We start from the raw sequence: 11,397 nt of genomic DNA, 5'->3' as shown, positions 1-11,397 counted from the left end.
TCGACCTACGCGACCGGCACCAGCGGGTGGATCGCCGGCGGCGCCGCCAGGTGCTCACCCGCCGTCGCGAACGCCTGCGCGACGTGCGGGGTCTGCATGTGCGCGTCGAGGTCGGCCTGGTCGCGCCACTGCTCGACGGTGACGAACACCGTCGGTTCGGCCGCGGAACGGGTCAGCTCGTAGGACAGGCAGCCCTCCTCGCCGCGGGTCGCGGTGACGAGCTCGGCGAGGGCCCGCCCGACGAGCTCCTCGGAGCCCGGCTTGGCGGTGATCAGGGCGACGACCTGCAGCGACATGGCGTCACCGTAGCGGTGGCGCGCAATTCTCGTGCGCGCCACCGCCGGTCACCGGCTCAGCCGGCCACGACGTCGTACCGGTCGGACATCATCACCTTGTCCCACACGGCCACGAAGTCGCGCACGAACCGCTCCTGCCCGTCGCTGCCGGCGTAGACCTCCGCCACGGCCCGCAGCTGGGAGTTGGAGCCGAACACGAGGTCGTTGCGCCCGGCCTCGTACACCGGCCGCCCGCTGCCGCGCTCGTCGACGGTGAACGACCAGCCGGCCTCGTCGGTCCTCGTCCACGCGTAGTCCATGCTCGTCACGACGTCGAAGAAGTCCGTGGTGAGCACCCCGACGCGGTCGGTGAAGATCCCGCGGCCCGACCCGTCGTGGTTGCAGCCCAGCGCCCGCAGGCCACCGGTGAGCACGACCCACTCGGGGGCGGACAGGCCCAGCTGCGCCGCCTTGTCGAGGAACACCTGCTCCGGGGCGATCGTCGCGACCTGCGTGTAGGCCTCGAGCTGGTAGTTGCGGAACCCGTCGACCACCGGGGCCAGCCACGCGAACTGCGACACGTCGGTCTGCTCCTGGGTCGCGTCGACCCGGCCCGGCGTGAACGGCACCGAGGTCTCCACCCCGGCCGCCCGCGCCGCCTGCTCCACCGCGACGCAGCCGCCCAGCACGATGACGTCGGCGAGGCTCGCCCCGTGCGCCGTCGCGAGCTCCCGGAGCTTCTCGACGACGGGGACGGTGCGGGCGTTGACCGCCCAGTCCTTCTGCGGGGCCAGGGCGATCCGCGCGCCGTTGGCGCCGCCGCGCTTGTCGGTGTCGCGGTAGGTCACGGCCGCGGAGAACGCGGTGTAGGCGAGGTCGGAGACCGCGAGCCCGGAGTCGAGCACCGCCTGCTTCAGCGTCGCCACGTCCGCGTCGGACAGCGGCGCGCCCTCGGCGGCGGGCAGCGGGTCCTGCCAGATGAAGTCCTCGGCGGCGACCTCGGGGCCCAGGTAGCGCGACTTCGGCCCCATGTCGCGGTGGGTCAGCTTGTACCAGGCCTTCGAGAACTCGCGGGTGAAGTAGTCGAAGTCGGCGAGGAAGCTCTGGCAGATCTCCCGGTAGACCGGGTCGACCTTCAGCGCGATGTCGCTGGTCATCATCATCAGCGGGTGCTCGACGCCGTCGAGGTGGGCGTCCGGGGTCGTCGGCGCGTTCGCGTCGACCGGCTTCCACTGCGACGCGCCCGCGGGACTCTGCGTCTGCTCCCACTCGAGGCCGAACAGGTTCTCGAGGTAGGAGTTGTCCCACTGCGTGGGGTTCTGGGTCCAGGAGCCCTCGATGCCGTTGGTCATCGTGTACTCGGCGTTGCCGGTGCCCTCGGGGTTGTCCCAGCCGAGGCCCATCTGCTCCATCGGCGAGATCTCGGGCGGGGCGCCGATCCGGTCCGCCGCGACGGCGCCGTGGCTCTTGCCGAAGGCGTGGCCCCCGGCGATGAGCGCCACCGTCTCGACGTCGTTCATCGCCATCCGGCCGAACGTGATGCGGATGTCGACCGCGGAGGCGGCGGGGTCGCCGTTGGCCTCCGGGCCCTCCGGGTTGACGTAGATCAGGGACTGGTGCGACGCGGCGAGCGGCTGCTCGAGCTCGTAGCCGTCGTCCCCGGGCCGCCCGGTCCAGCGGCCGCCGCGGATGACCATGTCGTCGTAGGACGCCACGTCGGTCATGTCGATGTACTCGGGGCCCCAGTAGGTGCCGTCGTCGGCCTCCCACGCGTCGCGGCGCCCGCCGCCGAAACCCGTCGTCGGGAAGCCCATGACCTCGAGGGCGACGTTCCCGGTGAGGATCATCAGGTCGGCCCAGGACAGGGCCGAGCCGTACTTCTTCTTGATCGGCCAGAGCAGGCGGCGGGACTTGTCGGTGTTGCCGTTGTCCCACCAGCTCGAGATCGGCGCGAAGCGCTGCATGGCCTGGCCGGCGCCGCCGCGGCCGTCGGCGATGCGGTAGGTGCCCGCGGCGTGCCACGCCATGCGGATCATCTGCGGCGCGTAGTTGCCGTAGTCCGAGGGCCACCAGTCCACCGACGTCGTCATGAAGTGGCGGATGTCGGCCTTGAGCTCGGCCAGGTCGATCGTCGCGAAGGCGGCGGAGTAGTCCTCGTCGGACAGCGGGTTCGCGGCGGCGCCGTTGCGGTGGAGCTGCTCCACCCGCAGGCGGTCCGGGTACCAGTCGGCGAGCGTGGGCGCGGAGGTGTAGACACCCCCGATCCGGTTGCCCCCGAAGGGACAGGCGCCCTCGAGGACGTCGGAGTACTCGGCGTAGTCGGTCATGACGCGGGCCCCTTCGCTGGAGGACGGTCGGGCCCCGGGAGGGCCCGAGATCGTTTACCCGCGCCCGCCGCGCCGAACCGGAGCCCGCGCCCGCCCTCAGCGCCCCGCGGGCGCGACCACCGTCCGTCCCGCCCAGCGCCGCGTCGGCGGCAGCAGCAGGACGACGATCGTCACCACGGAGAGGGCGGCCTCGACGAGGCCGAGGGTCCGGACCAGCGGCACCGGCTCGGTGGCCGTCAGCACCGCCTGCACGCCGGCGAGCACGAGCACCACGATCGCGATGTCCGCCGTGCCCCGCAGGCCGCGGAAGAGCGCCACGGCGATCATGATCGACACGACCAGCGCCACCAGGCCCATGATCGGCAGCAGGCCGAGCCCGCCGAGGGCGAACAGGCCGACCACGCGCAGCACGGCGGTCACCGCGACGAGCACGACGGCGACCCACACCGTGAGGGGACGGGACACGGGTCCTCCGGAGGTGATCACGAACGCCGACCGCCGGAGTCTAGGTCACCCGTCCGGAGCACCCCGGCGGAGCCGACGGGTGCGGACGGCGAGCGCCCGCGCCAGGAGCGGTGCCCCGGTGCCGTGGACGAGCGCACTGACGAGGACCACCAGCACCGTGACGGTGAGGGCGAGGTCGGCCACGGGACCCGTCGGCAACGTGTTGAACGCGAGCAGCCCGAACACGATCGACGTGGTCCCACGCGGACCGAGCAGCCCGACGAGGAGGCGTTCGCGGCGGTCGAACCGCGAGCCGGTGAAGGCGAGGAGCACCGGCCCGAGGCGCAGGACGGTCAGGGCGAGCAGCGTGTAGACCACGGCCTGCCAGGTCACGCCCTCGGACAGCGTGGCCACGGCCGCGAGCCCGACGACGAACCACATCAGCATCGTCGCGAGCGAGGTGACCTCGGTGAGCAGGTGGTAGTCGGCGCCCGCGAGCCGGTAGGCGGTGGTCGGCGCCGCGTCCGGCTGCTCGCGCGCCCGTCGGGCCCGGCGCGCGGCGAGCACCCCGTGCAGGTAGCAGAACGCGACCCCCGCGACGAACGACGCGACGAAGCCGGTGCCGCCGAGCGCCACCGCCACCGCGTAGGTCACCACCGGGGTGCACAGCACGAACACCCGCCGCGACGCCTCGGTGGTCGCGTGGAGGCGGCTCGCGCGGTCGAGCAGCCAGCCGAGGAGCAGGCCCGTCACGAGGCCGACGCCGACGCCGATCAGCGCGAACGGGACCGCGGTGGTCAGCGCCTCGGTGGGGGAGTCCTGCCGCGTCCGGTCGGACGCGAGGATCAGCGCGAACAGGAAGATCGGCGAGACGATGCCGTCGTTGTAGCCGCTCTCCACGTTGAGGGCCGTGCGCACGCGGTGGGGGAGGGCGCGGTCGCGCACCACGCCCTCGGCCGGCGCGAAGTCGATCGGCACCACCACGCAGGCGAGCACCAGCAGTGCCGCCCACCCCAGCTCGGGCAGGAGCACCAGGCCCGTGCCCACGGCGGCCGCGAGGCTCAGCGGCATCGCGAGGAACAGCAGGCGCAGCACCGGCCCCGGCGCGGGCCCCCACAGCCGGCCGCCCCGCACCGCCGTCGCGCCGACGAACAGCAGCACCGCGAGCAGGAGCTCCGCCACACGCTGCGCGACCTGCGTGTTCAGCGTCAGCGCGAGGGCGTCGCCGGGCAGCGCGAACGCCGCCGCCACGCCCGCGAGCACCATGACCACCGGCGCGCCCAGCAGCACGCGGTCGAACCACCCCGCGAGCAGCGACCGCAGCGCGACCGCCACCCCCGCGAGGATCAGCGCCGGGATCATGGGGGAGTCTGCCAAGCGGGCCGCGCGCCCGGTTCGGGGTCGTCCGTCCCCCGTGTCCGGAACATAGCGCCGGTCATCACCTCTTCGGCGTACGACGCGGTCGGTCGGTCTCCCTACGGTGACTCCTCGTCATCGACAGGGCGAGTGCGGGGACTGCCCACGATCCTCTGGGGAGAGTCCGTGCACAGACAGTGGCGTCTGCGGTGCCTGGTCGCCGTGATCGCGGTGCTGACGCTGGGAACCGGTCAGGCGTGGGCCGCGGCCGGGACGCTGTGGCAGTCCGACTTCACGAACGCCGGGTTCGCGACCTTCAGGTCCACGCCGTGGAACAACGTGGGGGCCTCTGCGCCCGTGCTCGTCACGAGCACGGTGGCCGCGCCGGAGAAGGCCGCCCGCTTCACGGTGCCGGGCGGCGGGACGCGCTCGGAGATCGAGCCGGACGTCGCGAACTTCGTCGAGGGCGACGAGTTCTGGTTCGCCAGCACGTTCACGCTGCCCGCGTCGTTCCCGGCCGCCGAGACCAGCTGGCAGGTGCTCGGCCAGTGGAAGAACGCGGACACCGGGTCGCCGCCGCTGGAGATCAAGGTCGGCCGTGGCAGCGTCATCCTCGACGGCGGGTACGGCTACCCCGGCGGGCCCGCGGGCAGCAAGTACTGGACCACGACGCTCGGCCCGGCGGTCACCACCACCGCGACGACCCTGGTGCTGCACGTGAAGTTCTCGAGCAACCCCTCGGTCGGGTACGTCGACGCGTGGCTGAACGGCACGCCGGTGCTCACCGGCTACCACCCGGTCGCGGGCACGCTCTACCCGTCGTCGAAGAAGACGAAGGCCAGCGCCTCGCAGGCCAAGGCCCAGAAGGAGGCCCTGGACCGGACGCCGCAGCCGAAGGACACGCCGAAGGAACCGGCCGCGTCGACGGACACGCTGGTCAAGCCGTCCACGACGAGTTCGCAGTACAGCTACTGGAAGATGGGGATGTACCGCGACCCGGCGATCACCTCGACGGCGGTCTACGACCTCGAGAGCGCCCGGATGGGCACGTCCTACGCCGCGGTGCAGTGACCCCGGTGGTGTGAGGGGAGGAGGCCCGCGCTGCTGGAGCCTCCACCCGGCGCGGGACCATAACCGGTCTTACCCGGTTGTGTAAAACCTTTCCCTCACGCGGCCGCCGCGCGGTCCCCGGACACGGGGGCCGTGTCGGCGGCGCGGTCGTCGAGGGCGCGGCGTACCGCGTCGTCGTAGGGCATCGGCTCGAAGGGGACGAGGCGGCGGATCGCGTCGTCGCGCACCACCACCTCGTTGGACATCGAGTCGATCAGCGACCGCCCCGTGGCGGTGTCGACGTCGGTGACCAGCGAGAGCCACCGCGACGACAGCGACGGGGTGAGCAGGGGGACGGGCACGATCACGAGGCGCCGCCGGCCCATCACGGCCGCGGCCCGCTGCATCATGTCGGCGTAGACGAGGACGTCGGGGCCGCCGACGTCGAAGGCCCGCCCCGTCGTCGCGTCGGTGTCGAGCACCGCCGTGAGGTAGCGGACGACGTCGTCGATCGCGATCGGCTGGGTGCGCGTGTAGACCCACTGCGGACAGACCATGGCGGGCAGGTGCGACACCAGCTGGCGCGTCATCTCCCACGAGATTCCGCCGTGCCCGACGATGATCCCGGCCCGGATCGTGGTGACCGGGACGCCGCCCTCCGCGAGGTGGGTCTCCACCTCGCGACGGCTGCGCAGGTGGTCGGAGAGGTCGTCGCGGTCGTCGCCCAGACCGCCGAGGTAGACGATGCGGCGCACGCCTGCCGTGGCGGCGGCCCGCCCGAAGGCCCGCGCGCCCTAGGCGTCGGCGCGCACGAAGTCGGCCCGGTCGAGCGAGTGCACCAGGTAGTAGGCCACGTCGTGGCCGGCGAGCGCACCGGGCAGGGACGCCGGGTCGTGCACGTCGCCGCGCACCGGCTCGCCGCACCCCACGAAGCGCTCCGGGCGACGGGTCATGGCGGACACGGCGTGGCCGGCGTCGGTGAGGGCCTCGCACAGGCGTTGCCCGACGAACCCCGACGCGCCCGCGATCAACAGTCGCATGGGGGTGGGCTACCCGGTGGTCAAACCTGGCGGTACGGATCACGGGATCGGGGAGGGGTGAGGCCCGTGGATCGCGGTCATGCCCGGACGTCCGTTCCTGTTGCCCACGACTGCACGACGCGCTTCACCGAGGAGGCCGTCATGACCCTCGCCCGTTCGCACCCCACCACCCCCGAGACCGCGGACGCCCCCGGCCCGTCCGCCCGCCGCGTCCTGGTCGTGCACCGGGTCGGCGCCCTGTTCGTCGCCGCGGTGATCGCGGTGTTCGGGATCCTCGGGTACGTCGGAGGCCTGACCGCCTTCGAGACCCGCGGCATGCCGCTGCTGGGCCTGTCCACCAACGGTCTGCTCTCGACGGTCTCGGTGGTCACCGCCGCTGTCCTCGTCCTCGCGGCGCTCCGGGGCGGACGCCCCGCCTCGACGGTGATGATCGTCGTCGGCGCCGCCTTCCTCGTCGCGGCCTTCGTCGGGCTCGCCGTCCTCGCGACCCCGTACAACCTGCTCGCGTTCCGGCTGCCCAACGTCTTCTTCTCGATCGGCGCCGGCCTGGTGCTGCTCGTCGTCGGCAGCTACGGCCGCGTGACGACGCACCTGCCGCCGGACAACCCGTACCTCGCCGGGTCCGACCGGCTGGCCCGCGGCGTCGTCGAGCGCTTCGCCAGCGAGTCGACGCTCTCGACGCTGCCGGACGACCACCAGCCGCGCCCGCTCACGGTCGCGGAGGCCCGCGCCGACCGCGAGCTCGCCGAGGCCTACCGGGCGCAGGCGGCGGGGTCGCTCGACGCCGTCACCGCCGAACGCCTCGTGGGTCTCGAGGGCGTCGCCACGCACGAGGAGCGCCGCGCCGCCTGGATGGCCTCCGCACGCTGACCCCTCGGCCCGGGACTACCGTCCGGCCCATGCCCGCCGACGGCCCGACCATCCTCGCGACCTCGGGCGGCCTGCGCCGCGCCGACCGGATCGACTGGCGGCCCGCCCCGCTGACCCACCACGCCGTGGAGCTGGCCGGCGTGACGGGCCGCGCCCCGCGGGTGTGCCTGGTGCCGACCGCGGTGGGCGACGACCCGCGCCTGGTCATGACCTTCTACGACAACGCTTGGCGGCTGGGCTGGGACGCGAGCCACGTCGCCCTGCTGCCGATGCCCAACGTCGACGACCTGCGCGCGCACCTGCTCGCCCAGGACGTCGTCTGGGTCTGGGGCGGCAGTGTCGCGGGCCTGCTCGCGCTGTGGCGGCTGCACGGGCTCGACACGGTCCTGCGCGAGGCGTGGGAGGCCGGTGTGGTGCTGACCGGCGTCTCCGCGGGCTCGATCTGCTGGCACACGGGCGGCACCACCGACTCGTTCGGCCCGACGCTGCAGCCGGTGATCAACGGGCTCGGCCTGCTGCCCTACGCCAACGGCGTCCACCACGACTCCGAGCCCGAGCGGCGCCCGACCCTGCGCCGGCTCGTCGCCGAGGGCATCCTGCCCACCGCGCACGCCACCGACGACGGCGCCGGCCTGCTCTACCGCGGCACCGAGCTCGCCGAGGTGCTCACCGAACGCGACGGCGCCCGGGCCTACCGCGTCGAGGCCGACGGCGACGGCGGGGCCACGGAGACCGAGCTGCCGTTCCGGCGGCTTCCCGACCGGAGCTGACCGGCCCGTCAGTGGCAGGCGGGCTCGTCGGTCCAGAGACCGTCGCGCTCGTAGAGCGATCGCAGGGCGACGAGGTGGTCGCGCATCGCCTCCTCGGCGGCGGCACCGTCGCCCGCGGCGATGTGGTCGGCGATGACGCGGTGCCACTCGTCGACGCGGTCCCACTCGGCGGTCTCCACGCCGACGCGCCGCAGGCGGGTGCGCAGCACGTCGTTCACCGGCTGGCCCATCATCGTGATCATCAGGTTGCCGGTGGCCATGAGCACGGTGGTGTGGAAGTCGAGGTGACCGACGAAGCCGCTGGGGTCGCGCCCGTCCCGGGGCGCCCCGGCCGCGGTACGGATGGCCTCGACCGTGTCGGCGTCGGCCCGCTGCGCCGCGAGCCGGGCGGCCGACGGCTCGAGCAGGAGCCGGGCCTCCAGCAGGTCGTGCAGGCGCAGCTGCGGCGTCATCACCAGCACGCCGAGCGCGCCGCCGACGTCCTCCACCACCCGCGCCGGGTCGGGCGCCGCGACGAACGAGCCGCCCTGCACGCCCCGGGTGGTCTCGATGAGGTGCTGGCTCGCGAGCACCCGCAGGGCCTCGCGCACCGTGCTGCGGCTGACCCCGAACGCCTGGCCCAGCTCCGCCTCGCTCGGCAGCCGCTCGCCCGACCCGAGCGTCCCGCCGACGATCTGCGCGCGCAGCTCGTCGGCGACCTGGCGGTACGCGGGCCGGACGCGCTGCACCCGCAGCCGGGCCGGGGGCACCGCCCGGGAGGTCCCGCCGTCGCCCGCAGCGCCGGCGGCGCGGGAGGTCGAGGACGGGCGCGTCGGTGGCACGGACGAGAGCCTACGCGCCGCCCGATCGGTCAGGACCGGCTTGACACTCAAATGTCCGACGATCGAGCCTGCCGCCATGTCGGTCGCCGCTGCCACCACGTTCCTCTTCGTCCCGGGCTCGCGCCCCGACCGGTTCGACAAGGCCGCGGCCGCGGGCGCCGACGCCGTGGTGCTGGACCTCGAGGACGCGGTCGCCCCCGACGGCAAGGACGAGGCGCGCCGGGCGGTGGCGCAGTGGCTGGACGGCGGGTCCGCCACCGGCACCGTGGTGGTGCGGATCAACGGGGCGGACACCCCGTGGTTCGCCGACGACGTCGCCATGGTGACCGGCCGGGACGTCGTCGTGATGCTCCCCAAGGCGAGCGTGCCGTGGCCGGCGGCGCTGGCCGACGCGGGGGTCGAGGTCCTCGCGCTCGTGGAGACCGCGGCCGGACTGCTGGCCGCCGCCGAGGTCGCGAGCAGCCCGGACGTGGTGCGCCTGGCCTTCGGCAGCGTCGACCTCGCGAGCGAGCTCGGCACCGACCACGCCGATCGCGACGCGATGGCCCACGCGCGGGCGGTGCTGACGCTCGCCTCGCGGGCGGCCGGCCTGCCCGGCCCGGTCGACGGCGTCACCACGGCGGTGCGCGACGAGGAGCTGCTCCTCGCCGACTGCCGCCACGCCCTCTCCCGCGGATTCACCGGCAAGCTCTGCATCCACCCCGCGCAGGTCGCCCCGGCCGACCGGGCGCTGCGTCCCGACGCGGACACGGTGCGGTGGGCCCGGTCCGTGGTCGAGGCCGCCGCGGGCGGCGCGGTGGCGGTGGTCGACGGCGCGATGGTCGACAGGCCGGTGGTGGACCGCGCCCGGGCGATCCTGGCCCGGGCCGGCGAGCCCGACCCGCACTGAGCCTTGTGCGCCCATACATCGGACATTTACGGTCGGTGTGACCCGGGCGACAGTCGGTGACCGTGGGCCGCCGCTGCCGGGTCGGGACGGGCCGCCGTCGGGGAGGCCCGCCAGAGGGGAGCGCCGATGACCGCCACCGACCCGCCGGACACCCGCTCGGCCGGGACCCGCACCGGCCCGGGGCCGGACCTCGCCGCCCGGATCGACCGCCTGCCCGTCGTCACCCGCACCCACCGTCGGTGGGTGGTGGTGCTCGGCGCGCTGTTCGTCTTCGACCTCGTCGACCTCAACTCCTTCGCCTACGCCGCGCCGGCGCTGCGCGCCGAGTGGGGCCTGTCGATCGGCACGGTCGGGCTGGTGACCTCGGCGGGCTTCGTCGGGATGTTCGTCGGCGCGATCGTCGGCGGCCGGCTCTCCGACCGGTTCGGGCGGCGGCCGGTGCTCATCGGCTCGGTCTTCTTCTACTCCACGTTCTCGCTGCTCTCGGCAGCCGCGTGGGACGCGACGAGCCTCGGGGTGCTGCGCGTGCTCACCGGCTTCGGGCTGCAGGCGATGACCGGCGTGCTGCTGGTCTACGTCAGCGAGATGTTCCCTCGCGCGCTGCGCGGGCGGTACCAGGCGATCCTGCTCGCCGTCGGGCTGGCGGGGGTGCCGATCGCGGCCTGGCTGGCGCGCCTCGTCGTCCCGCTCGGGCCGGACGCGTGGCGCTGGATCTTCGTGTTCGGCGCGCTCGGCGCGGTGTTCGGCGTCGTCGCCCTCCGCGTGCTGCCCGAGTCCGCGCGGTGGCAGGCGGCGCACGGGCGCACCACGCCGGACACCGAGACGCTGATCGCGCGCATGGAGGACGAGGCGCGCGCCGCGACCGGCCGGGAGCTGCCGACGCCGACGCCCGTCCCGCCGGTGCCCGCGGCGACCGTCGGGGACCTGCTGCGCGGGGCGCGCCGCCGGGTGGTGGTCGCCGCCGCGGCCTGCGTGTTCCTCATCCTGAGCTTCTACGGGTTCACCGCCTGGGTGCCGACCCTGCTCGTGGAGCGCGGCTACACCACGGCGCAGTCGCTCACCTTCGCCTCGATCCTCGCCATCGCCGCCGTGCCCGGCGCCCTGCTCGCCTTCCCGGTCATCGACCGGGTGGAGCGCAAGACGCTCGTGTTCGGGCTGCAGTGCGTCGTGGCGGTGCTGCTGCTCGTCTTCGGCCTCGTCACCGACCCGGTGTGGATCGTCGTCAGCGGGTTCGCGGCCTCGATGCTCATGCAGACCGGCGTCGCCGTGCTCTACACCTACATCGCCGAGGTCTTCCCGCTCGAGCTGCGCGGCCTCGGCTCCGGGATCGCCAACGGCTCCGGCCGCCTCGCGGGCGTGGTCGGCGGGGTGCTCGTGGCGGCGATCTACACCGGCGCGGGCACGGTCGCGGTGTACGTCTACCTCGCCGTCGCCGCCCTGCTCATGGGCGTGGTCCTGCTGGTGTTCGGCGAGCGCACGAGCAACCGTGCGCTGGAGGACATCAGCGCGGACGCTCTTGCCCGCAAAACATCAGACGTTTAGCGTCAACGGGGTC

At 73.9% G+C, this 11,397-nt stretch carries 12 protein-coding genes; 5 read left to right on the top strand and 7 right to left on the bottom strand.

From position 1 onward, the window contains the following. Nucleotides 1-5 precede the first annotated feature (5 nt). The 4 genes from LN037_RS11495 to LN037_RS11480 form a co-directional block, all read right to left on the bottom strand. On the bottom strand, nucleotides 6-296 hold the full coding sequence (locus LN037_RS11495) for a putative quinol monooxygenase (protein ID WP_230752432.1): 291 nt from the start codon (nucleotides 294-296) through the stop codon (nucleotides 6-8). Nucleotides 297-352: 56 nt separating this feature from the next. Further along, the gene (katG, locus tag LN037_RS11490) at nucleotides 353-2,602 is read right to left on the bottom strand and encodes a catalase/peroxidase HPI (RefSeq protein ID WP_230752430.1); all 2,250 of its coding nucleotides are present in this window, start codon (nucleotides 2,600-2,602) and stop codon (nucleotides 353-355) included. A 96-nt stretch (nucleotides 2,603-2,698) separates the two neighbouring features. Then, a complete protein-coding gene (locus tag LN037_RS11485) occupies nucleotides 2,699-3,067 on the bottom strand; it encodes a hypothetical protein (protein WP_230752427.1) in 369 nt (122 codons plus the stop codon). A gap of 45 nt (nucleotides 3,068-3,112) precedes the next feature. Further along, nucleotides 3,113-4,408 (bottom strand): cation:proton antiporter domain-containing protein, encoded by a 1,296-nt coding sequence (locus LN037_RS11480; RefSeq protein WP_230752425.1) that lies wholly within the window; start codon nucleotides 4,406-4,408, stop codon nucleotides 3,113-3,115. 180 nt (nucleotides 4,409-4,588) lie between these two features. On the opposite strand from LN037_RS11480, the gene LN037_RS11475 reads away from it, so the two are divergent. Then, nucleotides 4,589-5,473, top strand: coding sequence for a heparin lyase I family protein (locus LN037_RS11475; protein ID WP_230752423.1), 885 nt, complete (start codon nucleotides 4,589-4,591; stop codon nucleotides 5,471-5,473). Nucleotides 5,474-5,568: 95 nt separating this feature from the next. Here LN037_RS11475 and LN037_RS11470 read toward each other — a convergent pair whose 3' ends face one another. Together LN037_RS11470 and LN037_RS34125 are read right to left on the bottom strand one after the other, a co-directional pair. After that, nucleotides 5,569-6,207, bottom strand: coding sequence for a Rossmann-fold NAD(P)-binding domain-containing protein (locus LN037_RS11470; RefSeq protein ID WP_443611895.1), 639 nt, complete (start codon nucleotides 6,205-6,207; stop codon nucleotides 5,569-5,571). Nucleotides 6,208-6,246: 39 nt separating this feature from the next. Beyond that, nucleotides 6,247-6,492, bottom strand: a complete 246-nt coding sequence (locus LN037_RS34125; RefSeq protein ID WP_443611894.1) for an SDR family oxidoreductase — start codon at nucleotides 6,490-6,492, stop codon at nucleotides 6,247-6,249. A 141-nt stretch (nucleotides 6,493-6,633) separates the two neighbouring features. Here LN037_RS34125 and LN037_RS11465 point away from each other — a divergent pair, with 141 nt between their 5' ends. Both LN037_RS11465 and LN037_RS11460 read left to right on the top strand, forming a co-directional pair. Continuing rightward, a complete protein-coding gene (locus tag LN037_RS11465; protein ID WP_230752421.1) occupies nucleotides 6,634-7,362 on the top strand; it encodes a DUF4383 domain-containing protein in 729 nt (242 codons plus the stop codon). Nucleotides 7,363-7,391: 29 nt separating this feature from the next. Continuing rightward, nucleotides 7,392-8,132 carry a Type 1 glutamine amidotransferase-like domain-containing protein gene (locus tag LN037_RS11460; protein WP_230752419.1) on the top strand — a complete coding sequence of 247 codons (741 nt, stop codon included), beginning with the start codon at nucleotides 7,392-7,394 and terminating at the stop codon, nucleotides 8,130-8,132. Nucleotides 8,133-8,140: 8 nt separating this feature from the next. Here LN037_RS11460 and LN037_RS11455 read toward each other — a convergent pair whose 3' ends face one another. Then, a complete protein-coding gene (locus LN037_RS11455; RefSeq protein WP_230752417.1) occupies nucleotides 8,141-8,953 on the bottom strand; it encodes a FadR/GntR family transcriptional regulator in 813 nt (270 codons plus the stop codon). Nucleotides 8,954-9,029: 76 nt separating this feature from the next. Between LN037_RS11455 and LN037_RS11450 the strand changes: the two genes are divergently transcribed. Both LN037_RS11450 and LN037_RS11445 read left to right on the top strand, forming a co-directional pair. Beyond that, nucleotides 9,030-9,842 (top strand): HpcH/HpaI aldolase/citrate lyase family protein, encoded by an 813-nt coding sequence (locus tag LN037_RS11450; RefSeq protein WP_230752415.1) that lies wholly within the window; start codon nucleotides 9,030-9,032, stop codon nucleotides 9,840-9,842. Nucleotides 9,843-9,968: 126 nt separating this feature from the next. Continuing rightward, entirely contained in the window at nucleotides 9,969-11,384 is a 1,416-nt protein-coding gene (locus LN037_RS11445; protein ID WP_230752413.1) for an MFS transporter, read from the top strand. The last annotated feature ends 13 nt before the right edge of the window (nucleotides 11,385-11,397 follow it).

It is taken from the genome of Actinomycetospora soli, from assembly GCF_021026295.1.
In the GTDB taxonomy this organism is placed as follows: domain Bacteria; phylum Actinomycetota; class Actinomycetes; order Mycobacteriales; family Pseudonocardiaceae; genus Actinomycetospora; species Actinomycetospora soli.
Note: the sequence above shows the minus strand (reverse complement) of the source record. Positions and strands in the feature narration are given on the sequence as shown.